Source organism: Streptomyces sp. NPDC033966 (assembly GCF_055575955.1).
The window spans coordinates 460126-485117 of the sequence record NZ_JBVIRQ010000005.1; the positions used below are offsets into that span (position 1 = coordinate 460126).

The window sequence follows — 24992 nt, forward strand, 5'->3', positions numbered from 1 at the left end:
ATGGGGGTTTGCCGGTGCCTGAGTCCGCATGTGCCGCCCTGAACCTCCTCTCCGAGACTCCCCATATTCGGGGAGGGGCTCAAAGAGGCTCACGCGGGCGTCCAGCGCTTCGGCCTGTCAACCTTCCACTACCGTGAGGGACGCCACCCGCGCCGGCCCCGCCCGGGCGCTCCGACCGGGCCGCCGCGGGGCACTCCGCGAGGGCCGCGCGGGCCTCTTCCCCGGCCCGACCCCGGGCCGCCGCCGGCCGGCCCCCGGGCCGCCGCCGGCCGCCGCCGGCCGGCGCCGAGGCTGTCGCCGGCCGTCGCGGGCCGTCGCCGCGGGCCGTCGCAGGCCGTCGCCGCTGGCCGGAACACGTACGGTCGTGGAACCGGCCGGGGGGGCCGGAACCGGTCAGCCGTAGGTGTCGCCGGGCCCGGTGCTGCCCGGGGCCCGCCACGGGCCGTACCGCTTGGGGCGGCCGCCGGGGCCCTGCACCTTGATCAGCCGGACCGTGCCCTGTCCGAGCTCCGCGTTCAGCCGCGCCACCAGCTGCGGGGCCAGCAGCTTCAGCTGCGCGGCCCACGCCGAGGAATCGCACCGTACGAGGAGTTCACGCTCCTCGTAGCGCTCCGGTTCACAGTGCGCCGCGATCTCCGGGCCGACGATCTCCGCCCAGCGCTCCATCACCCCGGCGACCGCGATCGGCATCTCCCAGCCGCGCTCGGTGCGCAGCCGGTCCAGGGCCGCCATCAGCGGCATCGGGTCCCGGCCGTCGGCGCGGGCCCCCGAACGCAGCCCGGGCTGCTGCTGGCGCTTCTTCCCGCCCACCGCGTTGCCCCGCGCGCGGGCCTGCTCGCGCGCGGCCGCGAGGGCCTGGCGCGCCAGGTCCACCCCGGAGGGCTCCGGAGTCTTGCGCTCGTGCCGCTCGCCGTCGTTCACAGCCGGGTCACCTCACCGCCGGACACCCCGAAGCGCGTGCCCGTCAGCACGCCCGGAACGTCATCGTCGACCGCCGCCGTCACCAGCACCTGTTCGCCGCCGGCCACCAGTTCCGCCAGCCGCTCGCGCCGGCGCGCGTCCAGCTCCGCGAAGACGTCGTCCAGGATCAGCACCGGCTCCGCCCCCTCCGAGCGCAGCAGCTCGTACGAGGCCAGGCGCAGGGCCAGCGCGTACGACCAGGACTCGCCGTGGCTTGCGTACCCCTTCGCGGGGAGTTCGCCCAGGCGCAGCAGGAGGTCGTCGCGGTGCGGGCCGGCCAGGGTCACCCCGCGCTCGATCTCCTGCTTGCGGACCTCGGACAGGGTGCCGAGCAGGACCTCGCAGAGCTCCTCGCGGGTGCGGGCCGCGCCGCTGTCGACCGGGTCTCCGGCGGAGGACCTGTACGCGAGCCCGAGCGGGCCGCCGCCGGGCGCGAGCTGCTCGTACGCCTTGTCGGCGAGCGGCAGCAGGGTGGCGATCAGGTCGAGGCGCTGGGCGAGGAGCTCGGCGCCGGCGCGCGCGAGGTGCTGGTCCCAGACGTCGAGGGTGGAGAGGTCCATGGAGCGGCCGCCGTGGCGGCGGGCCATCGCGGCGGACTTCAGGAGGGTGTTGCGCTGCTTGAGGACGCGCTCGTAGTCGGAGCGGACCGCCGCCATCCGCGGGGACCGGGCCGTCACCAGCTCGTCGAGGAAGCGGCGCCGCTCTCCGGGGTCGCCCTTGACCAGGGCGAGGTCCTCCGGGGCGAACAGCACGGTGCGTACGATCCCCAGCACGTCGCGGGGTCTGACCTGCGAGGACCGGTTGATCCGGGCGCGGTTGGCGCGGCCCGGGTTCAGTTCGAGCTCGACCAGCTGCTGCCGTTCGCCCTGGGTGACGGCGGCCCGGATGATCGCCCGGTCGGCGCCCATGCGGACGAGCGGGGCGTCGGAGGAGACGCGGTGGCTGCCCAGGGTGGCCAGGTAGCCGATGGCCTCGACGAGGTTCGTCTTGCCCTGGCCGTTCGGGCCCACGAAAGCCGTGACGCCCGGGGCGAGGGGAACCTCGGCCCGGGCGTACGAGCGGAAGTCGGCCAACGAGAGATGCGAGACATGCATACGGCGCCGACCTCCCCCGGCTTCCTGCTGTGCTCTGTGGTGCTGTGGTGCTCTGGTGCGCTTACTTCTTCTCGACCGCGTGGCCGCCGAACTGGTTGCGCAGCGCGGCGATCATCTTCATCTGCGGCGAGTCGTCCTGGCGGGACGCGAACCGGGCGAACAGCGAGGCGGTGATCGCCGGCAGCGGGACGGCGTTGTCGATGGCCGCCTCGACGGTCCAGCGGCCCTCGCCCGAGTCCTGGGCGAAGCCCTTGAGCTGGTTCAGGTGCTCGTCCTCGTCCAGCGCGTTGACGGCGAGGTCCAGCAGCCAGGAACGGATGACCGTGCCCTCCTGCCAGGACCGGAAGACCTCGCGGACGTCGGTGACCGAGTCGACCTTCTCCAGGAGCTCCCAGCCCTCGGCGTAGGCCTGCATCATGGCGTACTCGATGCCGTTGTGGACCATCTTCGCGAAGTGGCCCGCGCCGACCTTGCCGGCGTGCACGGAGCCGAAGTCGCCCTCGGGCTTGAGGGCGTCGAAGATCGGCTGGACCACGGCGACGTCCTTCTCGTCGCCGCCGTACATCAGCGCGTAGCCGTTCTCCAGGCCCCAGACGCCGCCGGAGACGCCGCAGTCGACGAAGCCGATGCCCTTGGCCTTCAGTTCCTCGGCGTGCTTCTCGTCGTCGGTCCAGCGCGAGTTGCCGCCGTCGACGACGATGTCGCCGGGGGAGAGCAGCTCGGCCAGCTCGTCGACGGTGGACTGCGTCGCCGCCCCCGCCGGGACCATCACCCACACGACGCGGGGGGACTGCAGGCTGTCCACAAGCTCCTGCAGGCTGTGGACATCGGCGAGGTCCGGATTGCGGTCGTATCCGATGACGGTGTGGCCTGCGCGGCGGATGCGCTCGCGCATGTTGCCGCCCATCTTGCCGAGACCGACGAGACCGAGCTCCATCAGGTGGGTTCCTTAAGCGTTGGGGCCGTCTGTACGGGGCTTCCCCGGTACCGGTGGGTTCCGGTCGTTTCCCTGGGTCGCCCGCCGGGTCCGAGCCTACGCCGGGCCATGGCGTCGGGCCGCTCCGGACGGCGCCGGGCCCGGCACTCGCGGCTGCGAGACCGGGCCCGGTGCCGGCGTACGGCGGGAGCGGGTCAGCCGGAGAGGCGGACCGGCATGATCAGGTACTTGTAGGCCTCGTCGGCCTCCGCGTCGACCGCCGGCCGGCCGCTGAGCAGCGCGGGCTTGGTGGACGTGGTGAAGCTGAGCTGGGCGGCGGGCGAGTCGATGGCGCTCAGGCCGTCCAGCAGGAAGGTGGGGTTGAAGGCGATCGAGATGTCGTCGCCCTCGAGGTTGGCGTCGACGCGCTCCACAGCCTGTGCATCGTCGCTGGAACCCGCTTCCAGGATCAGCACGCCCTGCTCGAAGCTGAGGCGGACCGGGGTGTTGCGCTCGGCGACCAGGGCCACGCGCTTGACGGCCTCGACGAACGGGGCGGTCTCGATCACGGCGACGGAGTTGAACTCCGTCGGGAAGAGGGTGCGGTATTTCGGCAGGTCGCCTTCGAGCAGCCGGGTGGTGGTGCGGCGGCCCGCGCCCTCGAAGCCGATGAGGCCCTCGCCCTGGCCGGAGCCGGAGAGCGCCAGGGTGACGGTGTCGCCGCTGGTGAGGGACTTGGCGGTGTCCAGGAGGGTCTTGGCGGGCACCAGGGCCACGGCCGAGGCCTCCGGGTTCTCCGGCTTCCACAGGAACTCGCGGACCGCGAAGCGGTAGCGGTCGGTGGAGGCCAGGGTGACGCGGTCGCCCTCGATCTCGATGCGGACGCCGGTGAGCACGGGCAGCGTGTCGTCGCGGCCGGCGGCGATGGCGACCTGCGCGGCGGCGGAGGCGAAGACCTCGCCGGGCACGGTGCCGGTCGCGGTCGGCATCTGCGGGAGCGCCGGGTACTCCTCCACAGGCAGGGTGTGGAGTGTGAACCGCGAGGAGCCGCAGACCACGGTCGCCCGTACACCGTCTGTGGAAATCTCGACCGGGCGGTTGGGGAGGGCGCGGCAGATGTCGGCGAGGAGCCGGCCGGAGACGAGGACGGTGCCGTCCTCCTCCACGTCCGCCTCGACGGAGACGCGGGCCGAGACCTCGTAGTCGAAGCCGGAGAGGGACAGGGTGCCCTCCTCGGCCTTCAGCAGCAGGCCCGCGAGCACGGGCACGGGCGGCCGGGCCGGGAGGCTGCGTGCAGCCCAGGCCACCGCCTCCGCGAGTACGTCGCGCTCCACCCGGATCTTCACCGGAACCGCCTCCTGCTGTTGCTCGCTCGTCTGCCGGCCTTCGTCGTCGGCCCGTCGATGCCTCGACCGATGCCGGGGACCAGTCTGACGTACGGCGCCGACAGTCGTCGCGGCTGGCGGTCAAGTCGGGAGCGAGGAGCCGGGACGGCCGAGCGGCGAGTTGTGCACAGGACCCGCTTGAAAACCGAAACCGGCCTAACTCTCCATGGGGGTAGTAGTAGGGCCTGTGGAAACGGTGGATAAGCCCGTTCTCGCAGGTCAGCCCACGTTTTTTATCCCCACAGCCTGTGGGTGGGACCGGTGGACAACCCGGGGTCTCTGTGGAGAACGGAAAGTTCTGCACAGGTCGTCCCCAGGTGACCCTCACTACTCCACAGGTGTGTCCCCAGCTTTTCCCCAGAAGTCCACAGAGCAAACGTCGACATCCGTGTGACCGCTTTCACTCGGGGCGGTGACGGGGGGTGTGCCGTTGCCGAACAGTGGACAACGGTGTGGAGAACCGTCGGGAACCTGTGCACAGGATGCGGGAACCTGTGAGTCGGCGGTGGACAGAGGAGTGGATGAGCCTGTGGATGATTTTTCTGTCCACAGGCTGTGGATGACGCTTGCTCACAATTCCACAGGGGTCTGACCTGCCCTGATGGCCCCTCAACAGGCACCCCTGTGGACAGATTGTGGGCGATGGGGACTGTCCTCAGGCTGTGGACGGAAGAAAACCGTGGAATCTGTGGATGACGGGCCCTCCCGGGGGCGCATTCGAACAGAGCAGGAGCGCACGGACGAAGAAGGGCGCCCCCGGTTCGATCCGGAAGCGCCCTGTCGTGAGGTTTGAGGGACCGCCAGCCGGCCCCCGCGGGGCCCGCCTCAGCCGTTCTTGATGCGGTTGGTGAGCTCCGTGACCTGGTTGTAGATCGAGCGCCGTTCCGCCATCAGGGCGCGGATCTTGCGGTCCGCGTGCATGACGGTGGTGTGGTCCCGCCCGCCGAACTGGGCCCCGATCTTCGGCAGCGACAGGTCGGTGAGCTCCCGGCACAGGTACATGGCGATCTGCCGGGCGGTGACGAGGACCCGGCTGCGCGAGGAGCCGCACAGGTCGTCCACGGTGAGCCCGAAGTAGTCGGCGGTGGCCGCCATGATGTCGGAGGCGGTGATCTCGGGCGCGCTGTCCTCGCCGCCCGGGATCAGGTTCTTGAGGACGTCCTCGGTGAGCCCGAGGTCCACCGGCTGCCGGTTCAGGCTCGCGAAGGCGGTGACCCGGATCAGCGCCCCCTCCAGCTCGCGGATGTTGCGCGAGATGCGGGAGGCGATGAACTCCAGTACCTCCGGCGGGGCGTTGAGCTGCTCCTGGACGGCCTTCTTGCGCAGGATCGCGATCCGGGTCTCCAGCTCGGGGGGCTGGACGTCGGTGATCAGGCCCCACTCGAAGCGGTTGCGGAGCCGGTCCTCCAGGGTGACGAGCTGCTTGGGCGGCCGGTCGGAGGAGAGGACGATCTGCTTGTTGGCGTTGTGGAGCGTGTTGAAGGTGTGGAAGAACTCCTCCTGGGTCGACTCCTTGCTCGCGAGGAACTGGATGTCGTCGACGAGCAGGATGTCCATCTCGCGGTACCGCTTGCGGAAGGCGTCGCCCTTGCCGTCGCGGATGGAGTTGATGAACTCGTTGGTGAACTCCTCCGAGCTCACGTACCGCACGCGCGTGCCGGGGTAGAGGCTCCGCGCGTAGTGCCCGATGGCGTGCAGCAGGTGCGTCTTGCCGAGCCCCGACTCCCCGTAGACGAAGAGGGGGTTGTACGCCTTCGCCGGCGCCTCGGCGACGGCCACCGCGGCGGCGTGCGCGAAGCGGTTGGAGGCGCCGATGACGAAGGTGTCGAAGAGGTACTTGGGGTTCAGACGGGCGGTCGGCTCCAGCGGGCCCGAGGTGGAGCCGCCGGAGGGTGCCGACGGCGGAGGCGCGGGCGTCGGCCGGCCGGGCGCGGGGCGCGGGGCCGGCTGCTCGTACTGCTGCGGCTCGTAGGACTGGGGCTCGTACGGCTGGGGTTCGTACTTCTGGGATTCGTACTTCTGGGGCTCGTAGCCGCCCTGGTCGTAGCCGCCGGGCTCGGACTGCTGGAGGTAGCCGGGCTGCGGGGTGGCGTAGGGGTCCCGCTCGGGGAAGCCGCCGAGGCGCTGCTGCTGCCAGCCGTACTCGTCCTGGCCGCCGCGGGGCCAGGAGCCGGGCTCCTGGCGCGGCTGCTGGTACTCCGGGTAGGCCGGGCGCGCGGTGGGGAGCTGCTCCTCGCCGGGGCCGGCGCCGGGGCGCTGGCCGCCGTACGGCTCGTAGCCCTCGCGCGGGGAGGGGGAGCTCGGGGCCGGCGGCGCGGCCTCGCCCGCGGAGTCGTCCACGGTGATCGCGATCCGGATCGGGCGGCCGCACTCGCGGCTCAGGGCGTCGCTGATGAGCGGGGCGAGACGGCCTTCCAGGACCCGCTTGCCCCATTCGTTGGGGACGGCGAGCAGGGCGGTGTCGGCGACGAGGGCCAGCGGCTGGCATCGTTCCACCCACTGCTTGTCCTTGGGCTCGATCCCCTGCTGGCCCTCCCCGAGCAGCTTCTCGAGCACGCGTGGCCACACTGCGGCAAGATCGGCAGGTACGTCAGCCACAGAGCACGCTCTCTCACAGGTCCCGGTCCCACGAATGTGTGGTTCTTTGGGACGGTCGGGACAAAAAATCCGGGATCAGGCAACGGTAGTCAGGCCGGTGGGTAGGGTTCAAGTCGTTGTCCACAGCCTGTGCACAGTGTGGGGCAGGGGACGCTCGGTTTGACCGGATGGCGTAGCCGCGCGTACCGTAACGAGGTCGAGTTGTCGATGGCTGCTGCCGCCTGCCTACCGATGGGCGAAGGTCACTGATTGTGATCATTTAGCGGTGTCCACTCGGGCGAACACGCGAGTTCCTCGTGGGCGCACGGTGACAGCCAGGCGATGTACCGCCACAACGATTCATTCTCTGGAGCCCCCGAGTGAGCAAGCGCACCTTCCAGCCGAACAACCGCCGCCGCGCCAAGACCCACGGCTTCCGTCTTCGGATGCGTACCCGTGCCGGTCGCGCCATCCTCGCGAACCGTCGCAGCAAGGGCCGCGCCGCCCTTTCCGCGTAACAACGCGCAGGTCGTGACGTCGTGCTGTCTCCCGAAAATCGGCTGAGGCGGCGCGAGGACTTCGCGAGCGCGGTGCGCCGAGGACGTCGGGCCGGTCGCCCGCTCCTCGTCGTCCACCTACGTACAAGCGGTGCAACGGACCCGCACGGGCCGGGGGATGTCGATCCCTCGTCCCGTGCGGGTTTCGTCGTCAGCAAGGCTGTCGGCATCGCTGTCGTCCGCAACCGGGTCAAGCGCCAGCTCCGCCATCTCATGCGTGATCGGCTCGCCCGGCTGCCCGCCGGTAGCCTGGTGGTGGTGCGGGCCCTGCCCGGAGCCGCTGATGCCGGCGTCGACGAGCTGGCCCGTGACCTGGACGCCGCCTTGGCGCGGCTGCTGGGAGGCGTGGCTCGATGAAGTACCCGCTGCTCGCTTTGATCAAGCTGTACCAGTGGACGATCAGTCCGCTGCTCGGGCCGGTGTGCCGCTACTACCCGTCGTGCTCGCACTACGGGTTCACGGCCATCGACCGGCATGGTGCGGTGAAGGGGACGGCTCTGACCGCCTGGCGGATCCTGCGGTGCAATCCGTGGTCCCCGGGTGGTGTGGATCATGTCCCACCCCGGAAACGCCCGCGTTGGCACGAGCAGCTGCGCAGTGCGTTGCGTAGATCTCGCAATGCTCAAGGAGCCTGATTAGTGGACACGATTGCCAGTCTGTTCAGCTTTATCACCACACCCGTGTCGTGGATCATCGTCCAGTTCCACAAGGTCTACGGCGCGATCTTCGGTGCGGACAGTGGATGGGCCTGGGGCCTGTCCATCGTGTCCCTGGTGATCCTGATCCGCATCTGTCTGATCCCGCTCTTCGTGAAGCAGATCAAGGCGACGCGTGGCATGCAGGCGCTCCAGCCGAAGATGAAGGCGATCCAGGAGCGCTACAAGAACGACAAGCAGCGTCAGTCCGAAGAGATGATGAAGCTGTACAAGGAGACGGGTACCAACCCGCTCTCCTCGTGCCTTCCCATCCTGGCGCAGTCGCCGTTCTTCTTCGCGCTGTACCACGTGCTCGCGAGCATCGCCAACGGCAAGACCATCGGCGTGATCAACCAGCCGCTGCTGGAGAGCGCCCGCCAGGCGCACATCTTCGGCGCCCCGCTGGCCGCCAAGTTCATGGACAGCGCCGAGAAGGTCGCGGCCCTGGACGCCTCGATCACCAACGTGCGCATCGTGACCGCGGTCATGATCGTCATGATGTCGCTGTCGCAGTTCTACACGCAGCGCCAGCTGATGCAGAAGAACGTCGACCTCTCGGTCAAGACGCCGTTCATGCAGCAGCAGAAGATGCTCATGTACATCTTCCCGGTGATCTTCGCGGTCATGGGCATCAACTTCCCCGTCGGTGTCCTCGTCTACTGGCTGACCACCAACGTGTGGACCATGGGCCAGCAGATGTACGTGATCAACCAGAACCCGACGCCGGGCAGCAAGGCTCAGGACCAGTACCTGACCCGTCTGCTGAAGCACGTCAGCACCCATGGCGACGTCAAGGGCCGGGGCAAGAAGAAGATCGTCGCGGCGATCGTGGCCAAGGGTCCGGACCGCAACGACAACGAGCGGAAGTTCATCACCGCGCTGACGAAGCAGGGCATGGCCGCGCAGGCGGACGGCTCCGTGATCAAGAGTTCTGATGCCACGGCCGACTCGGACGCGGCGAGCGGCGGTGTCGCCACGAAGCGGCAGCAGCCGAAGCGGCAGACGAAGTCGAAGCGTCAGACGCCCCCCAGCAAGCCCTCCAAGAAGTAGAAGGAGTCCCTCCCGTGACGGAAGGCACCACCACCGCCGCCGCTGAGAGTGGCGACACCCTGACCCGCCTCGAGCAGGAGGGTGAGATCGCGGCCGACTACCTTGAGGGTCTGCTGGACATCGCCGACCTGGACGGCGACATCGACATGGACGTCGAGGCGGACCGCGCCGCGGTGTCGATCGTCAGCGACTCGGGCGGCCGCGACCTGCAGAAGCTCGTGGGCCGTGACGGAGAGGTCCTGGAGGCCCTCCAGGAGCTGACCCGCCTCGCCGTGCACCGGGAGACCGGCGACCGCAGCCGTCTGATGCTGGACATCGCGGGCTTCCGGGCGAAGAAGCGCGAGGAGCTGGCGGCGCTGGGCGCGAAGGCCGCCGCGGACGTGAAGGCCTCGGGCGAGCCGCTGAAGCTGTCCCCGATGACCCCCTTCGAGCGCAAGGTCGTCCACGACGCCGTGGCGGCCGCCGGCCTGAAGAGCGAGTCCGAGGGCGAGGAGCCGCAGCGCTTCGTCGTCGTGCTCCCGGCCTGACCGGGAACGTTGTGTGTCGGCCCCGCCTGTGTCGCAGGCGGGGCCGAAGTTTGTAAGCCTGGCAGTTGAACGACACGGTTGAACGACACGGTTTTGGCGTGAGCGGTTCTGTACGGAAGGACGGTCCCCGTGACGGAGGCAGCGGAGCTTCCCGCGGCGCCTGAAGAGGCGCCCCCGGCGCCCGAAGAGGCGCGCGCGGTGTTCGGTGAGTTTTTCCCGGAAGCGGTGCGGTACGCGGAGCTGCTGGCGGATGCGGGGGTCAAGCGGGGCCTGATCGGGCCGCGTGAGGTTCCCCGGCTGTGGGAGCGGCACCTGCTGAACTGCGCGGTGCTCTCCGAGGTGGTGCCGGAGGGCGTCACCGTGTGCGACGTGGGCTCGGGCGCCGGCCTGCCCGGCATCCCGCTCGCCCTGGTGCGCCGGGACCTGAAGATCACATTGCTGGAGCCCCTGCTGCGCAGGACGACCTTCCTCCAGGAAGCCGTGGAACTGCTCGGACTGGACCACGTCACCGTGGTGCGCGGCCGGGCCGAGGAGGTGCTCGGCAAGCTCCAGCCGGTGCACGTGGTGACGGCCCGCGCGGTGGCACCGCTGGACCGGCTCGCGGGCTGGGGCGTGCCGCTGCTGCGTCCTTACGGCGAGATGCTGGCCCTGAAGGGCGACACCGCCGAGGAGGAGCTGGTCTCGGCGAAGGTCGCGCTGACCAAGCTGGGTGTGGTGAAGACCTCGGTGCTCCACGTGGGCGAGGGCGTCGTCGACCCGCTGTCCACGGTGGTCCGGGTGGAGGTCGGAGAAAGCCCCGGTGGGGTGAGGTTCGCGGCCAAGCGGGCTAAGGCCGCGCGGCAAGGGCGTGCGCGCAGGCGTCGCTGATCGGCGTCGTCGGTGGAGCGTTTTGGGGCGGGTTGCGCCCTATAGGTATGGATTTCGGAGTGTCGTAACGGGCTGAAGACTCCGTGCGGGCATCGTGTTTCACGTGAAACGTCGCTCTCTGCTGCACGGAATCATCAGCCGCGGCCGTGCTGCTGCGGCCCCTCGCCCCCGCAAGGACGCGGGGGTGACGGAGTTGTCCACAACGGTGGATTCATCCACAGGAGTACGGGCCCCGCTGGTTCGCGACCCGGGTGGCATGGCAGTCTCTGTTCATCGCGAGCCCGCTGCCGAGGAGAGTGACACCGTGCGGTCCGACGCCAACCTCGCGGGGCCGATGGCCGATCCGGTCCCCGGTCCCCGCTCTGAATCGCCGGGTGAGGATGTTTCACGTGAAACATCGTCCCCGCCCCTCGTGGACAACGACGACATCGAGGACACCCCGATCGCCCGCGCCGCCCAGCAGGCGATCGAGGGCCTGGGTCACAACGGCGCCGCCCTGCCGCGGCCCGCGCAGACCCGGATCATGGTCGTGGCCAACCAGAAGGGCGGCGTCGGCAAGACCACGACGACCGTGAACCTGGCGGCTTCGCTGGCCCTGCACGGTGCGCGCGTCCTGGTCATCGACCTCGACCCGCAGGGCAACGCCTCCACGGCGCTGGGCATCGACCACCACGCGGATGTGCCGTCCATCTACGACGTGCTCGTGGACAGCCGTCCCCTGCTGGAGGTCGTTCAGCCGGTGGTGGACGTGGAGGGGCTCTTCTGTGCCCCGGCCACGATCGACCTCGCCGGCGCGGAGATCGAGCTGGTATCGCTGGTGGCCCGTGAGAGCCGGCTCCAGCGGGCGATCCAGGCGTACGAGCAGCCGCTCGACTACATCCTCATCGACTGCCCGCCCTCGCTGGGCCTGCTGACGGTGAACGCGATGGTGGCCGGCGCCGAGGTGCTGATCCCGATCCAGTGCGAGTACTACGCGCTGGAGGGCCTGGGTCAGCTGCTGCGCAACGTCGACCTGGTGCGGGCCCACCTGAACCCGGCCCTGCACGTCTCGACGATCCTGCTGACGATGTACGACGGCAGGACGCGGCTGGCCTCGCAGGTGGCGGATGAGGTGCGCACGCACTTCGGCAAGGAGGTGCTGCGCACGAGCATCCCGCGGTCGGTTCGTATCTCGGAGGCTCCGAGCTACGGGCAGACGGTTCTCACGTACGACCCGGGTTCCAGTGGTGCCCTGTCCTACCTGGAAGCAGCGCGGGAGATCGCGCTGCGGGGAGCCGGAATCCATTACGACGCCCAGCACGCCCATCTGGGCGCGGGCATGAACAGCACGCAGAGTGTGGCGGAGGGGATCCAGTGAGCGAGCGACGTAGGGGCCTGGGGCGGGGGCTCGGCGCGCTGATCCCGTCCGCTCCCCAGGAGCCGGTGATGGGTACGGGGTCGACGTCTCCGACAGCGCTGCCGGTCCTGCCGTCGGAGCGGGGGATCGCCGCGGCGAAGCTCGCCGTCCTGGCACAGGCGGATGTTTCACGTGAAACGTTGGCGCCGGTAGAGACGCCGGCTCCGCAGCCGGTGGCCGATGAGGTGGCGGGGGCGACGTTCGCGGAGCTTCCGCTGGACGCGATCACGCCGAACCGGCGGCAGCCGCGCAATATGGACCACCTCGACGAGGACGCGCTGGCAGAGCTGGTGACCTCGATCCAGACGGTGGGGCTGCTCCAGCCCGTGGTGGTCCGGGAGACCGAGCCCGGCCGCTATGAGCTGATCATGGGCGAGCGGCGTTTCCGCGCCTGCGGTCAGGCGGGGATGGAGAGCATCCCCGCGATCATCCGGGCGACGGACGACGACAAGCTCCTGCTGGACGCCCTCCTGGAGAACCTGCACCGGGTACAGCTGAACCCGCTGGAGGAGGCCGCCGCGTACGACCAGCTCCTCCGGGACTTCAGCTGCACGCACGACCAGCTGGCGGACCGGATCGGACGCTCGCGTCCGCAGGTCACCAATACCCTGCGGCTGCTGAAGCTCTCGCCCGAGGTGCAGAAGAAGGTGGCCGCCGGCGTGCTGCTCGCGGGTCATGCACGGGCCCTCGTATCCGTGGAGGACTTCGGGGAACAGCTCGGTCTCGCCGAGCGGATCGTGGCCGAGGGCCTGTCCGTGCGCTCGGTCGAGGAGATCATCCAGCTGATGGGCTCGGAGCCGTCGAGCACCGTCAAGCCCAAGGGCCCGCGGGCGGGGGCACGGGTGTCCCCGGCGCTCAGCGAGCTGGCGACGCGGCTGTCCGACCGGTTCGAGACCCGGGTGAAGGTGGATCTGGGCCAGAAGAAGGGCAAGATCACCGTCGAGTTCGCATCGATGGAGGACCTGGAGCGCATCCTGGGAACCCTGGCCCCGGGTGAGGGACGGGTCCTCGAGCAGGGTCTGTCCGGGGAGTAGCCCCACCGGCTCGTTCCACTCACTGCCCCCTGCTTCTTCGAGATGTCCGCACTCGAAGAAGCAGGGGGCAGTGCTTACGATGTGGGCATGGGTCGTCGGCTTGTACCGCTCACGCTGGACAACCTCCAGGACCTGCCCAGGCGTTGCCGGAGCTGTGTGTTCTGGGAGCTGGATCCCGTCACCGGCGAGGCCGCGGTGAAGGCGGGCACTCCGGAGCTGGAGAAGGAGGCCTGGATCTCGGCCGTCCTCCTGGACTGGGGCTCCTGCGGCCGGGTGGTCTACGTGGACGAAGTCCCCGTCGGGTTCGTGCTGTACGCCCCGCCCGCCTATGTGCCGAGGGCCGCTTCCTTCCCGACCAGTCCGGTCTCCCCGGACGCCGTGCAGTTGATCACGGGCTGGATCATGCCGGGGTATCAGGGGCAGGGCCTGGGGCGGGTGATGGTCCAGACGGTCGCGAAGGATCTGCTGCGGCGGGGGTTCAAGGCGATCGAGGCGTTCGGTGAGGCGCGGTGGGAGCGGCCCGCCTGCCTGCTGCCGGCCGACCATCTGCTGTCGGTGGGCTTCAAGACCGTACGCCCCCACCCGTCCCACCCCCGGCTGAGGCTGGAGCTGCGCACGACGCTGTCGTGGAAGGAAGACGTGGAGCTGGCCCTGGACCGCCTGTTGGGCGGAGCGAGGGCCCGCAAGGAGCCCGCGCTGCGCCCGCTGTGAGGACTCCCGGACATGGGAACGGGGCCGCCCCCTGAAGGGAGCGGCCCCGTTCCACGTAGAACAAGCTTGCCGTCAGGCCTGGATGAAGCCCTCGAGGTCGCGGAGGATGGCGGCCTTCGGCTTGGCGCCGACGATGGTCTTGGCGACCTCGCCACCCTGGTAGACGTTCAGCGTCGGGATGGACATGACGCCGTACTTCGCGGCAGTGGCAGGGTTCTCGTCGATGTTGAGCTTGACGATCTCGATCTGCTCACCGTGCTCGGCTGCGATGGCCTCCAGGGAGGGCGCGATCTGGCGGCACGGACCGCACCAGGCGGCCCAGAAGTCCACGAGCACGGGCTTGTCGCTGCGCAGTACGACTTCGTCGAAGTCCGCGTCGGTCACGTTCTTGAGGGTGCCGGCCACAGCGGCCTCCTTCTCTTCTACGGGGTGTGGGGTGTGGGGATGGAGCCGGGTCAGACGGTCGCGGTCGCCGGCTCGGCGTCCGCGAGCGCCGCGAGGAAGCGCTCCGCGTCGAGGGCGGCGGAGCAGCCGGTGCCGGCCGCGGTGATCGCCTGGCGGTAGGTGTGGTCCACGACGTCGCCGGCGCCGAACACGCCGGTGATGTTGGTGCGCGTCGAGGGAGCGTCGACCTTGAGGTAGCCCTCGTCGTCGAGGTCGAGCTGGCCGGTGAACAGCTCGGTGCGCGGGTCGTGTCCGACGGCGATGAACAGGCCGGTCACGGGCAGCTCGGAGGTCTCACCGGTCTTGGTGTTGCGCAGGGTGAGGCCGGAGAGCTTCTGCTCGCCGTGGATCTCGGCGACCTCGCTGTCCCAGGCGAACTTGATCTTCGGGTCGGCGAAGGCGCGATCCTGCATGGTCTTGGAGGCGCGCAGGCTGTCACGGCGGTGGACGATCGTGACCGACTTGGCGAACCGGGAGAGGAAGGTGGCCTCCTCCATCGCGGTGTCGCCGCCGCCGACGACGGCGATGTCCTGGTCCTTGAAGAAGAACCCGTCACAGGTGGCGCACCAGGAGACGCCGCGTCCGGAGAGGGCGTCCTCGTTGGGCAGACCGAGCTTCCGGTGCTGGGAACCGGTGGTGACGATGACGGCCTTGGCGCGGTGCACCGTGCCGGCGGTGTCCGTGACGGTCTTGATCTCACCGGTGAGGTCCACGGCGACGACGTCGTCCGGGACGAGCTCGGCGCCGAAGCGCTCGGCCTGGTCGCGCATGTTGTCCATGAGGTCCGGGCCCATGATGCCGTCCCGGAAGCCGGGGAAGTTCTCGACCTCGGTGGTGTTCATGAGCGCGCCGCCGGCGGTGACGGCACCTTCGAAGACCAGGGGGTTGAGCGAAGCGCGTGCGGTGTACAGGGCGGCCGTGTAACCGGCCGGCCCGGAGCCGATGATGATCACGTTTCGTACGTCGCTCACGGGTTCTTTCCTCGTCTCTGCGGACTTCGTGCTGCCTACCGGGGGCCGGTGCGGACTCTCACCCCACCCAACGGATCCTACGGCGCGCACATTCCCCGCTTGGCCCCTCCAGTCCCGCAACGCGCGGGGGGCCACCCCGTGATCCCGTCAGTTGCGTGGATATGTGCTGGTCAGTAGGGGCTTGTCCGGTGTTTGCGCCGCATTGTCCGCGCAGCCGGAGGGCACGAGATAGGCGTCCACCCGGGCGGGGTCGCCCGGGTGGGGCAGCACGACGAGGTAGACGGGAGTGCCCTGGTAACTGCCGAGCTCGGCGGCGACCGGCGGTTCGGTGCGGCCGGTGCCCTGCCGGACGCAGGACGGGACCGGGACCGGGACCGGCTCGGGAGAGGCGAGCCGGTCGGCGGGAGCCAGCCCGGGGGAGGTGTCCTGCAGCCCCATGCTCTTGTCGGTCTCGCCCGGTGCGGTCTTCGGGGTGTTCGCCGAGGGTTCGCCGGCGAGTAGCTGCCGGACGCTCTGGCGGAGTCCCTGGGCCGTGTACTCGCCGGGGGTGGCGGAGTCGGCGGAGGCCCTCGCCGTGTCGTTGCGCGTGGCGGTGTCGTGCGAGCCGGTACCGCCCAGTCCGTTGAAGAGGAAGACAGCGAGCGCGCAGGCGGCGGCCCCGGCCAGACCGGAGAGGACGGCGATGCGGCGTCGGGCGCGACGACGGCCAGGCCCGGTTGGGCCAGACGGGTGACCGGTGGGCCGGTGGGCCTCGCTCCGACCGGAGCCGCCCGTGGTTGCCGGCGATGTTTCACGTGAAACATCGCCCGCGGGATGCGGCTCGGAGACGGCGGCCCCGGCCCGGGAGGTCGTCGAGTCGAGGAGCGCTTCGGCGGCGAGGGCGGCGTCGATCCGGCCGGCGATGGAAGAGGGCATGCGCGGCGGTCCCGGGAGGGTGCCGAGCAGGGACCGGATCTCCTCCAGGGAGGCGAGCACGTCGGCGCAGAGCGCGCAGTCCCCGAGGTGGCTGCGCACCTCGGCGGTACGGGAGGGGGAGAGCAGCCCTTCGGTGAGGTCGGAGATCTCCGAGACCTCGGGGTGCCAGGTCGTGCCGGCAGTGCCGGTCGTGCCGGTTGAGGGGCTCACGGTCGTCCACCTCCGCCCTTCACAGCGTCTGGATCCGGTTCTGGATTCCTGGTGTCTGCCGCAGGTGGGACGGCTGTCCCCGGCGTCCGGTTCCTTCCCCGCTCCAAGGTGGGGTTATCCCCGGCATTCGTGCGCAGATGAGTGAGCATCGGCAGGAGTTTGGCCCGGCCCCGCGCGCACCGGCTCTTCACGGTGCCGGTGGGGACGTCGAGGATGCGGGCGGCGTCGGCGACGGGGTATCCCTGCATGTCGACGAGGACGAGGGCGGCCCGCTGCTCGGCCGGGAGGGTGCTGAGGGCGGCCAGGAGCTGGCGGTGGAGGTCCTGGCGCTCCGCGGGGGCCTCGGCGGACTCGTGGGGCTCCAGCAGCCGCTCCAGGCGGTCCGTGTCGTCGAGGGGCGCGGTCCGGCGGGATGCGGCCTTGCGGGCGCGGTCGAGGCAGGCGTTGACGGTGATCCGGTGCAGCCAGGTGGTGACGGCGGAATCGCCGCGGAAGGTGTGGGCGGCCCGGTAGGCGGAGACGAGGGCGTCCTGGACGGCGTCCGCGGCCTCCTCGCGGTCGCCCAGGGTGCGCAGCGCGACGGCCCAGAGCCGGTCGCGGTGACGGCGTACGAGCTCCCCGAAGGCGTCGGGGTCGCCGGCGACGTGCAGGGAAAGGAGATCCTGGTCGCTGTGCTCGCCGGTCGCGGCGTCGTCCAACGGTGAGCCCCCCTCCCCTGCCTGCGTCAGCCCTTGAACTGCACGTCCGTGATGCCCTGCTTGTAGCCGGCGCCGCTGAAGTTGTCGTAGGGCGCGTACGGCATGGCCGTGATCCACAGGAGCACGTAGCGCGTCTTGACCGGCTTCTCCACGGTCAGCTTGACGTTGCTGTCCTTGGTGGTCGTGCCCGTGATCTTCTTCTTCGAGTCGGCCGACTCGCCCGCGTACAGCGTCAGGGTGGTGTGGTCGCCCGGGTACTTCAGCGCTATCGAGACCTCGCTGACCTCCTGCTCGGAGCCGAGGTCGTAGACGATCCCGACACCGGCCTTGATCACGACCTTGGGGCCGTCGGAGAAGCTCTTGGTCCGCCAGTAGCTGGAAGCGTCCCCGTCGTACGTCTTGCCGACGTCACTCGCGTTCTGCGGGACGCCGTCCGGCGCGTACTCCTTCGCGTCCTTGATGGAGAGCGGCGTGAGCTCCTTCTTCTGCGCGGCGTCGTTGGGGCCCTGCTGCTGGGTCTGGGTGTTGTCACCGCCGCCCGACTTGCTGTGTTCCAGGAGGCTGTCGGCGAGCTGCCAGCTGCCGAGGCCCAGGGCGACGATCAGCAGGGCGGCGACGCCCCACTTCAGCGCGCGCCCGGTGCGGCTCTGCAGCGGCGGCGGAGGGACGGACTGGACCGCCTGGGTGGTGGGCAGGCCGACCGGCGCGGGGCGGCCGTAGGTGCCCTGCTGGTAGGTGGTGTGCTGGTACTCCGGGGGCGCGGTGAAGGCGGGCTCCGGCGGCCGGATGCGGGGCATCTCGGCGACGGCCTTGGCCAGCTCCTCGGGGCTCGTGCAGGCGGGCTCCTGGCGGGAGGCGGTCGCCCCGTCGTTGGCGAGGGCGCGCATGGCGAGCTCGCCGAGGCCCCGGTGGACACCGGCGCGGACCTGGTCGGGAGCGAGCAGGCCCACGCCCTTGGGCAGGCCGCGCAGGCCGTACGCGTCGTTCTCGTAGGGCCAGCGCTGGGTGAGGGAGGCGTACAGCAGCGCGCCGATGGCCTCGGTGTCCGCCCGCTGCGGGGTGTCGCTGGTGATGCCGCGCAGGGCGGCGTTCACGGCGAGGCCGCGGATGCGGTACTGGCCCGTGGAGGTGCGCAGTATCGCGCTGGGCGTCAGGCGCAGGTGGGCCAGGCCCTCGCGGTGGGCGGCGGCCATGGCCTGGGAGACCTGGCTGACCAGCTGGTAGGCCTCGTGGGGTTCGAGGGTGCCGGCGGCCAGGACCGAGGTCAGTTCGGTGGCGTCGGGCAGCCACTCGTGGACGACGTAGACGAGGTCGTTCTCCTCCACGGCGTCGAGGACCTGGACGAACCGGGGGTCGCCGAGCAGGGCGGAGGAGCGGGCGGCCGCCAGGACGCTGCGGGCCCTGGGGTGGTCCGCGGGCAGCAGGTGGACGCCCACCGCGCGGCGCAGCTTCTCGTCCATGGCGCGCCAGCTGCTGAACCCGTCCAGACGGGTGACGCACTCCTCCAGGCGGTAGCGCCGTGCGAGCTTGTGCCCGCTGTGCAGTTCCGGCGCGGCCGCGGGTGCCGTGCTCGCGCGCTCGCCGTCCTTCCCGGGTACGGGGCCTTCCGAGACTTTTCCGTTCTTGGCGTCCACCCCGTCGGCCGTGGCCTTGGCCGCATCTGCGGCCAGCGGCTGTTCGCCGCTGTTGTCGGCCACGTCGACGGCAGCCGTGCTACGTTCCGCCACCGTCGTCCCTGCCTCCCCATCCGTTGCGCGCTGTCGGCCAGTCTGCGAAGCCATGCCAATTGTGCCCACAGTCCGCCGCTATGCACGACACACGAAGGGGGGTGACGGTTGTGCGCATCAGCGCCCCAGACGTCCGCGGACCATTCCGACCATGGAGTTGAGCTCTTCGATCCGCATCCTCTTGGCGGCGAGGAGGAACACGCCTCCCAGCGCGATGCCTCCGGCGACCAGGGCGGCGACGGAGCCGAGGGCTCCGCTGCCCAGGACCTGCATGACCCCGTAGGCGACGGCGCCGGCCACCACCGCGGCCGGGACGCACGCGCCGATCAGGCGGGTGTAGGTGCGCATCACGTGGGCGCCGTCGAGGTCCCCGCCGAGGCGCACCTTCAGGCGGCGCCAGGCCACGCCGACACCGACCAGGTAACCGAGGCCGTACGCGGCGGCCATGCCGATGACGGCCCAGCGTGCCGGCAGCACGAAGTAGGCGAGGGCCGAGACGGCGGCGTTGACGGCCGCGACGATGACGGTGTTGTAGAAGGGCGTCCGGGTGTCCTCGTAGGCGTAGAACCCGCGCAGGACCACGTACTGGACGGAGTACGGGATCAGGCCGAGGCCGAAGGCCATCAGCATGTAGCCGATGTTCACGGCGTCCTTGCCGGCGCTGGCGTAGAGCAGGGTGGCGATCGGGACGCCGAGTGCGAGGAAGGCGAAGGCGCAGGGCACGATGGCGACGGCCGAGGTGCGCAGGCCGTAGGAGATGTCGTCGCGGACGGCGGCGGCGTCCCCGTCGTGGGCGGACCGGGAGATCCGGGGCAGGACGGCGGTCATGACCGACACGGTGATGATGGCCTGCGGCATCTGCCACAGCAACAGGGCGTACTGGTAGGCGGTGATGCCGGTACCGCCGTGGCCCAGCTTCTCGGCGGCCGTACCGGCCGCGGTGGCGAGCTGGGTGACGACGACGAAGCCGATCTGGTTGGCGAGGACGAAGAAGAACGTCCACTTCGCCAGGCCGATCGCCTTGCCGAGGCCGTGGCCCTTCCAGTCGAAGCGCAGGCGCGGCTTGAAGCCCGTCTCGCGCAGGTAGGGCACCATCGCGAGGGCCTGGACGGCGAGGCCGAGCAGGGTGCCGATGCCCAGCAGGCGGACGCCCTCGGGGGTGATGGTGGCCTCCGAGACACCGGAGGTGGTGAACCCGCCGAAGGCCCAGATGAAGGCGCCGAAGGTGGCGATGATGACGATGTTGTTGAGGACCGGGGTCCACATCATCGCGCCGAACCGGCCCCGGGCGTTGAGGATCTGACCGAGCACCACGTGGATGCCCATGAAGAACATCGTGGGCAGGCAGTACTGGGCGAACGTCACGGCGACGTCGAGGCGCTTCGGGTCGCCGGCGATGGTCGGCGACATCATGCGGATGAAGATCGGGGCGGCGAGGACGCAGACGACGGTGACCGCGCCGAGCAGTGTGATGACGAGGGTGAGCAGGCGGTTGGCGTAGGCCTCGCCGCCGTCGTCGTCGTTCTTCATCGCCCGGACGAGCTGGGGGATGAAGACCGCGTTGAGGGCGCCGCCGCCGACGAGGACGTAGATCATCGTCGGCAGGGTGTTGGCGACCTGGAAGGAGTCGTTGAGGGAGGCGACGCCGATGGCGCCCGCGGTGACCAGGGTGCGGGCGAAGCCGGTGATGCGGGAGACGATCGTGCCGGCCGCCATCAGGGCGCTGGACTTGAGCAGGCTGGCGGCCTTGCCGGCGGGCTTCGCCGGTGCCGGTGCCGCCACCGGGGCGTCCTCGTCGGACGGGCCGGGGGCGCCGGGAGCGGCCTGCTGGTCGCGGTAGAGGTGCGTGAAGGCGTCGAGCTCGGGCTCTTCCTCGGACGCCCGGGTCACGAGCGAGTCCACTCCGACGAACTGCGTCGTCGCCGCGTGGTCGCCGTAGGGCAGGTGGCGGGAAGGGCCGTCCGGCTCCGGCGGCGGGGTCTGGGCCCAGACGCGCGGGTCGGGGCCGTGCACGGGCGTCTGGGGGGCCGCGTAGAGCGGAGCGGCCTCCTGGTAGGTGCCCGGCGGCGGCGGGGGGTGCGAGGCCCGGTCGTAGAGGGCCTCGGTCACGGGGTCCTGGGCCGACAGGTCCTGCGACCGGTAGGGGTCGTAGTCGTAGGCGTCCTGGACGTACGGGTCGTGGTCCTGCGCGGGCGCGGGCGCGGGAACCTGTCCGGGCACCGGAGCGCCCGGGGCAGTGCCCTGGGAGGGCATAGGCCCGCCAGTGCCCTGCGCGCGGTCACCGTCGTACGGCGCGTTCATCGCAACCCCACCTCATCGTCCCCAGGCCGAACGGCCACGGCATCGCTCAACGGTCCACTGTCTCACCCGTGCCGGACCCCTCGGTGCTTTGCGGTCCGGTGTCCGTGGACTCGTCACTCGGCTGCGTGCTCTCCTCCGCGGCCGCCCGCGCGGCGACGCGCTTGCGGCTGGCGTACATCTTGATGCCCGCCAGAACGAGGAGGAGCACACCGCCGGCGATGACGAGCATGACGGTGGGAGTGATCTCGGTGGCCTCGACCGTGAACTTGCGTTCCTTGCCGTACGGCACGCCGTCCTTGGTGTACAGGCGTGCGCTGACCTCGACCGGACCACTCGCGGTGGCGTTGGCGGTGAACTTTACCGTCTGGCTGTGACCGCCCTGAACGGTGACTTCCTGTTCCGATTCGCCGCTGTCGCCGAACATCAGACGGGTGGGATTGGCGGACTTCACCCGCAGCACGAGGTTGTGGACGTCCTGCACGAGGCTGTTCTGGACGCTGACGGGAATGGTCGCGCTGTGGCCGGACAGGGTGGCGTCGGACTTGGGGACGACCTTGACCTTGTCGGTCAGCCCGACCAGGTAGGCCTGGACCTGGTCGCGGTAGGCGGCCGCCTCCTCGGGGCGGCCCCGCCAGGAGGTCGACATCTCCCGGTTCGTGGTGTTGCCGAAGGGGATCTCGACACGGTCCGGCGCCGAGAGGATGACCTTGAAGTGGTCGAGCGTGTTCTGCGTGGTGCGGATCTTCTCGAAGGCGGTCACCGGAAGCTCCTGCTTGGCGAGGGCTTCCGGATACTGGCCGGCGCCCGGCACCTGGGTCGCGGCGCCGGGGTCGGGCTTCGCCGCGGCCGCCGCTTCCAGGTCGGAGGGCTGGGTCCAGCGGGCCGCCTGGAGTCCTCGCAGGGCGATGGCCATCGAATCCACCTGGCTGGCGGTCGGCCGGCGCTGCGGGGTCACCACGTAGCTGCGCGGCTCGTCGCTGTTCTGCAGGTTCAGGGCGAGGCTGTGGGCCAGGAACCGCTGTACGGCGAGCGTGGAGCTCCCGGCGGTGGCCATGTCGCCCTCGAAGGCGGTGGAGAGGTCCGCGTCGGCCACCACTGCGGTGGTGCCCGCACCGATGGGACGGGCGGCCGTCGGGGTGTAGCCGAGCGCGCCGGTCTCCTGGAGGCTGTCGCTGCGGGCCAGGACGTTGTGCGCGCCGGCCGAGGTGGCCACGTTGACGATCGAGGGGTCGATGGCGCCGTCCACAGGCCAGGAGAAGTCGGTGGACGCGGGGACGTGCAGCACCGTCTCCACGGCCTGCTTCGCCTTGTCGGTGGCGGGCCGCAGCTGGCCCAGGGTGCCGGAGACGTCCTTGCCGTGGTGGGCGAGGGAGGCGATGTCGGGGTCGGCGAAGGGCAGCGCGACGACCTTCTTGCCTTGTACGGCGGTCTCCAGGGCGCTCAGCCACTGCTCGGCGACGGCCCTGTTCCTGCCCTGTACGGGCTTGCCGTCCGGGCTGGAGCTGCGGACCCGGTAGCCCTTGGTCATGGCATCGACCGCGGTGAGCAGATCGGGGTCGATGACCCAGGTGACCGGCAGGTCCTTGCCGAGCGCGACCATCCGCTCCAGGCGGCCGCCCGACCGCAGCTCGTCCGCGAGGGAGTCGTCGAGGAAGACCGGGGTCTGGAGCTCGTCCGAGCCGGTCTCCGCCGTGACGTGCGTGGTGGAGATCAGCGGCCACACGTAGGTCAGGGAGGACCGCTTGGCCGCCGGGTCCGGCTGCCAGGGCAGGAAGGTCCGCTGGATGCCCAGGACCTGCTCGTGCGGGCGGCTGTCGGTCGCCCCGGACAGGGAGACGCCGAGCTGGTAGACCCCGTCCGCCCCCAGGTCCAGCTTGTTCACCGGCACCTTGATCGTGAACTGCTGGCCGACCTTGGAGGTCAGCGAGTCGATCTTCACGGCGAAGGCGGAGTCGATCTCCCCCGGGTCCACTCCGGGCCGGAAGCCCTTGCGGTCCGACACCTCGCCGATCGCCGACCGGTCCCCCAGCCTGGGCCCGACCCGCAGTCCCACGTGGGCGTTCTTGATCGTCTCCGAGCCGTTGTTGACCACGGTGCCGGAGATCGTGAGCGTGTCGCTCTTGACCGGAGCGCTCGGCGACACCTCGGTCAGCTGGACGTCGACCGGGGAATCGGCCGCGTGCGCGGCCGGGGCGGGGGCGTAGATCAGGGCGGCCAGCACCGGCGTCCCGCTGAGCAGGACGACTGCCCGCCGCAGCCAGCGGCGCCGGGCAGGGACGGGGGCCGTCCCCTGGATGTCTGCCGCCTCGGCCACGCGTTTCGCCCGTTCCTCGAAGTGTCAGTGGTCGTCGGTTCTGCGTCCACGCATGGTAACGAGGCGCGCTGTGTGCGAGTGCCGCGCCTTGCTCCACACGATCTTCCGCTTCGGGACCGCCGACGGCGGGGCGGCGGTGAAACGGGGGAGCCCATGCCGGGCGGGCCACGTACCCTTTTCTGTTGTGCCGAACGCCAATGAAGACAACCCCAGTGCCCTGAGTCAGGTGCAGCGCCGCGCGGTCAGTGAACTGCTGCGGGTCGCTCCTGTCGCCGACGAGCTCGGACGCCGGTTCCAGGAGGCGGGCTTCCGCCTCGCCCTGGTCGGTGGGTCCGTACGCGACGCGCTGCTCGGGCGTCTCGGCAACGACCTCGACTTCACCACCGACGCGCGCCCCGAGGCCGTCCTGAAGATCATGCGGCCCTGGGCGGACTCGCTCTGGGACGTCGGCATCGCCTTCGGCACCGTCGGCGCGCAGCGCGACGGGTTCCAGATCGAGGTGACGACGTACCGCTCCGAGGCGTACGACCGGACCTCGCGCAAGCCCGAGGTCTCCTACGGCGACTCCATCGAGGAGGACCTGGTCCGGCGGGACTTCACCGTCAACGCCATGGCCCTGGCCCTCCCGGAGCAGGAGTTCGTCGACCCGCACGGCGGCCTGGAGGACCTGGCCGCCGGCGTGCTGCGGACTCCCGGGACCCCCGAGGACTCCTTCTCCGACGATCCGCTGCGCATGCTGCGTGCCGCCCGGTTCGCCGCGCAGCTGGACTTCGAGGTCGCGCCCGAGGTCGTGTCGGCCATGAAGGCGATGTCCGACCGGATCGAGATCGTCTCGGCCGAACGCGTGCAGGGCGAGCTGAACAAGCTGCTGCTCTCCGCACACCCCCGCAAGGGCCTGGGCCTGCTGGTGGACACCGGTCTCGCCGACCGGGTCCTGCCGGAGCTGCCGGCCCTGCGGCTGGAGCGTGACGAGCACCACCGGCACAAGGACGTCTACGACCACTCGCTGATCGTCCTGGAGCAGGCGATCGACCTGGAGGAGGACGGCCCGGACCTGGTGCTGCGGCTGGCCGCCCTGCTGCACGACATCGGCAAGCCCCGGACCCGCCGTTTCGAGAGCGACGGCCGCGTCTCCTTCCACCACCACGAGGTGGTCGGCGCGAAGATGACCAAGAAGCGCATGACGGCGCTGAAGTACTCCAACGACATGGTGAAGGACGTGTCCCGGCTGGTGGAGCTGCACCTGCGGTTCCACGGGTACGGGGACGGGGAGTGGACGGACTCGGCGGTGCGGCGCTACGTCCGCGACGCGGGCCCGCTGCTCGACCGGCTGCACAAGCTGACCCGGTCGGACTGCACCACGCGCAACAAGCGCAAGGCCAACGCGCTCTCCCGTACCTATGACGGCCTGGAGGAGCGCATCGCGCAGCTCCAGGAGCAGGAGGAGCTGGACGCGATCCGCCCCGACCTGAACGGGAACGAGATCCAGCAGATCCTGGAGATCGGCCCCGGGCCGGCGGTGGGCAAGGCTTATGCCTTCCTGCTGGAGCTGAGGCTGGAGAACGGCCCGATGGACCGTGAGGCGGCCGTCGCGGCCCTCAAGGAGTGGTGGGCGGCTCAGGCTCCCCAGGCCTGATGTGTGA

The 24992-nt window shown here is 70.4% G+C and carries 22 protein-coding genes; 10 read left to right on the plus strand and 12 right to left on the minus strand.

Annotation, left to right across the window (positions count from 1 at the left end):
- Positions 1–393: 393 nt before the first annotated feature.
- The 5 genes from ACZ518_RS17385 to dnaA all read right to left on the minus strand — a co-directional run bounded on the left by ACZ518_RS17385 (position 394) and on the right by dnaA (position 6953).
- Positions 394–921: a DciA family protein gene (locus ACZ518_RS17385; RefSeq protein ID WP_469113880.1), complete on the minus strand. Its 528-nt coding sequence runs from the start codon at positions 919–921 to the stop codon at positions 394–396.
- A complete protein-coding gene (gene recF / locus ACZ518_RS17390; RefSeq protein WP_469113881.1) occupies positions 918–2054 on the minus strand; it encodes a DNA replication/repair protein RecF in 1137 nt (378 codons plus the stop codon). The genes ACZ518_RS17385 and recF overlap by 4 nt, the downstream gene beginning before the upstream one ends.
- Before the next feature lie 61 nt (positions 2055–2115).
- Positions 2116–2991, minus strand: coding sequence for a phosphogluconate dehydrogenase (NAD(+)-dependent, decarboxylating) (gene gnd, locus ACZ518_RS17395; RefSeq protein ID WP_469113882.1), 876 nt, complete (start codon positions 2989–2991; stop codon positions 2116–2118).
- Between the two features lie 194 nt (positions 2992–3185).
- Positions 3186–4316, minus strand: a complete 1131-nt coding sequence (gene dnaN / locus ACZ518_RS17400) for a DNA polymerase III subunit beta (protein WP_007265226.1) — start codon at positions 4314–4316, stop codon at positions 3186–3188.
- An 864-nt stretch (positions 4317–5180) separates the two neighbouring features.
- Positions 5181–6953 (minus strand): chromosomal replication initiator protein DnaA, encoded by a 1773-nt coding sequence (dnaA, locus tag ACZ518_RS17405; RefSeq protein WP_469113883.1) that lies wholly within the window; start codon positions 6951–6953, stop codon positions 5181–5183.
- A gap of 359 nt (positions 6954–7312) precedes the next feature.
- Here dnaA and rpmH point away from each other — a divergent pair, with 359 nt between their 5' ends.
- From rpmH to ACZ518_RS17450, 9 genes are all read left to right on the plus strand, one after another.
- Complete coding sequence (gene rpmH / locus ACZ518_RS17410) at positions 7313–7450, plus strand: 50S ribosomal protein L34 (RefSeq protein WP_018547628.1); 138 nt, start codon at positions 7313–7315, stop codon at positions 7448–7450.
- Positions 7451–7471: 21 nt separating this feature from the next.
- The gene (gene rnpA / locus ACZ518_RS17415) at positions 7472–7846 is read left to right on the plus strand and encodes a ribonuclease P protein component (RefSeq protein ID WP_469113884.1); all 375 of its coding nucleotides are present in this window, start codon (positions 7472–7474) and stop codon (positions 7844–7846) included.
- Positions 7843–8124, plus strand: a complete 282-nt coding sequence (gene yidD, locus ACZ518_RS17420) for a membrane protein insertion efficiency factor YidD (RefSeq protein ID WP_007265231.1) — start codon at positions 7843–7845, stop codon at positions 8122–8124. Before rnpA ends, yidD begins: the two co-directional genes overlap by 4 nt.
- A 3-nt stretch (positions 8125–8127) precedes the next feature.
- Positions 8128–9234 carry a membrane protein insertase YidC gene (gene yidC / locus ACZ518_RS17425; protein WP_469113885.1) on the plus strand — a complete coding sequence of 369 codons (1107 nt, stop codon included), beginning with the start codon at positions 8128–8130 and terminating at the stop codon, positions 9232–9234.
- 14 nt (positions 9235–9248) lie between these two features.
- Positions 9249–9761 carry a Jag family protein gene (locus tag ACZ518_RS17430; RefSeq protein WP_469113886.1) on the plus strand — a complete coding sequence of 171 codons (513 nt, stop codon included), beginning with the start codon at positions 9249–9251 and terminating at the stop codon, positions 9759–9761.
- A gap of 129 nt (positions 9762–9890) precedes the next feature.
- Positions 9891–10628 carry a 16S rRNA (guanine(527)-N(7))-methyltransferase RsmG gene (gene rsmG / locus ACZ518_RS17435; RefSeq protein ID WP_469113887.1) on the plus strand — a complete coding sequence of 246 codons (738 nt, stop codon included), beginning with the start codon at positions 9891–9893 and terminating at the stop codon, positions 10626–10628.
- A 256-nt stretch (positions 10629–10884) separates the two neighbouring features.
- Entirely contained in the window at positions 10885–11985 is a 1101-nt protein-coding gene (locus tag ACZ518_RS17440) for a ParA family protein (protein ID WP_469113888.1), read from the plus strand.
- On the plus strand, positions 11982–13058 hold the full coding sequence (locus tag ACZ518_RS17445) for a ParB/RepB/Spo0J family partition protein (RefSeq protein WP_469113889.1): 1077 nt from the start codon (positions 11982–11984) through the stop codon (positions 13056–13058). Before ACZ518_RS17440 ends, ACZ518_RS17445 begins: the two co-directional genes overlap by 4 nt.
- Positions 13059–13145: 87 nt before the next feature.
- On the plus strand, positions 13146–13769 hold the full coding sequence (locus ACZ518_RS17450) for a GNAT family N-acetyltransferase (RefSeq protein ID WP_007265237.1): 624 nt from the start codon (positions 13146–13148) through the stop codon (positions 13767–13769).
- Positions 13770–13841: 72 nt separating this feature from the next.
- On the opposite strand, the gene trxA is transcribed toward ACZ518_RS17450, so the two are convergent.
- The 7 genes from trxA to ACZ518_RS17485 all read right to left on the minus strand — a co-directional run bounded on the left by trxA (position 13842) and on the right by ACZ518_RS17485 (position 23349).
- Positions 13842–14174, minus strand: a complete 333-nt coding sequence (gene trxA, locus ACZ518_RS17455) for a thioredoxin (RefSeq protein WP_469113890.1) — start codon at positions 14172–14174, stop codon at positions 13842–13844.
- Between the two features lie 50 nt (positions 14175–14224).
- Positions 14225–15184, minus strand: a complete 960-nt coding sequence (trxB, locus tag ACZ518_RS17460) for a thioredoxin-disulfide reductase (protein WP_469113891.1) — start codon at positions 15182–15184, stop codon at positions 14225–14227.
- Between the two features lie 147 nt (positions 15185–15331).
- Positions 15332–16309 (minus strand): anti-sigma factor family protein, encoded by a 978-nt coding sequence (locus ACZ518_RS17465; RefSeq protein WP_469113892.1) that lies wholly within the window; start codon positions 16307–16309, stop codon positions 15332–15334.
- A complete protein-coding gene (gene sigM, locus ACZ518_RS17470; protein WP_469113893.1) occupies positions 16306–17007 on the minus strand; it encodes an RNA polymerase sigma factor SigM in 702 nt (233 codons plus the stop codon). The genes ACZ518_RS17465 and sigM overlap by 4 nt, the downstream gene beginning before the upstream one ends.
- Positions 17008–17033: 26 nt before the next feature.
- Positions 17034–18734 carry a serine/threonine protein kinase gene (locus tag ACZ518_RS17475; RefSeq protein WP_469113894.1) on the minus strand — a complete coding sequence of 567 codons (1701 nt, stop codon included), beginning with the start codon at positions 18732–18734 and terminating at the stop codon, positions 17034–17036.
- A 117-nt stretch (positions 18735–18851) separates the two neighbouring features.
- Positions 18852–21035: a murein biosynthesis integral membrane protein MurJ gene (murJ, locus tag ACZ518_RS17480; protein ID WP_469113895.1), complete on the minus strand. Its 2184-nt coding sequence runs from the start codon at positions 21033–21035 to the stop codon at positions 18852–18854.
- A 46-nt stretch (positions 21036–21081) separates the two neighbouring features.
- Positions 21082–23349, minus strand: a complete 2268-nt coding sequence (locus tag ACZ518_RS17485) for a DUF6049 family protein (RefSeq protein ID WP_469113896.1) — start codon at positions 23347–23349, stop codon at positions 21082–21084.
- A 184-nt stretch (positions 23350–23533) separates the two neighbouring features.
- Here ACZ518_RS17485 and ACZ518_RS17490 point away from each other — a divergent pair, with 184 nt between their 5' ends.
- Positions 23534–24985 carry a CCA tRNA nucleotidyltransferase gene (locus tag ACZ518_RS17490; protein ID WP_401245688.1) on the plus strand — a complete coding sequence of 484 codons (1452 nt, stop codon included), beginning with the start codon at positions 23534–23536 and terminating at the stop codon, positions 24983–24985.
- Positions 24986–24992: the final 7 nt, after the last annotated feature.

Excerpts from the sequence above, each read along its gene's own strand:
- murJ (WP_469113895.1), bottom strand. The coding sequence starts at position 21,035 with ATGAACGCGCCGTACGACGGTGACCGCGCGCAGGGCACTGGCGGGCCT.
- ACZ518_RS17440 (WP_469113888.1), top strand. The coding sequence starts at position 10,885 with ATGGCAGTCTCTGTTCATCGCGAGCCCGCTGCCGAGGAGAGTGACACC.
- recF (WP_469113881.1), bottom strand. The coding sequence starts at position 2,054 with ATGCATGTCTCGCATCTCTCGTTGGCCGACTTCCGCTCGTACGCCCGG.
- yidD (WP_007265231.1), top strand. The coding sequence starts at position 7,843 with ATGAAGTACCCGCTGCTCGCTTTGATCAAGCTGTACCAGTGGACGATC.
- gnd (WP_469113882.1), bottom strand. The coding sequence starts at position 2,991 with ATGGAGCTCGGTCTCGTCGGTCTCGGCAAGATGGGCGGCAACATGCGC.
- ACZ518_RS17450 (WP_007265237.1), top strand. The coding sequence starts at position 13,146 with ATGGGTCGTCGGCTTGTACCGCTCACGCTGGACAACCTCCAGGACCTG.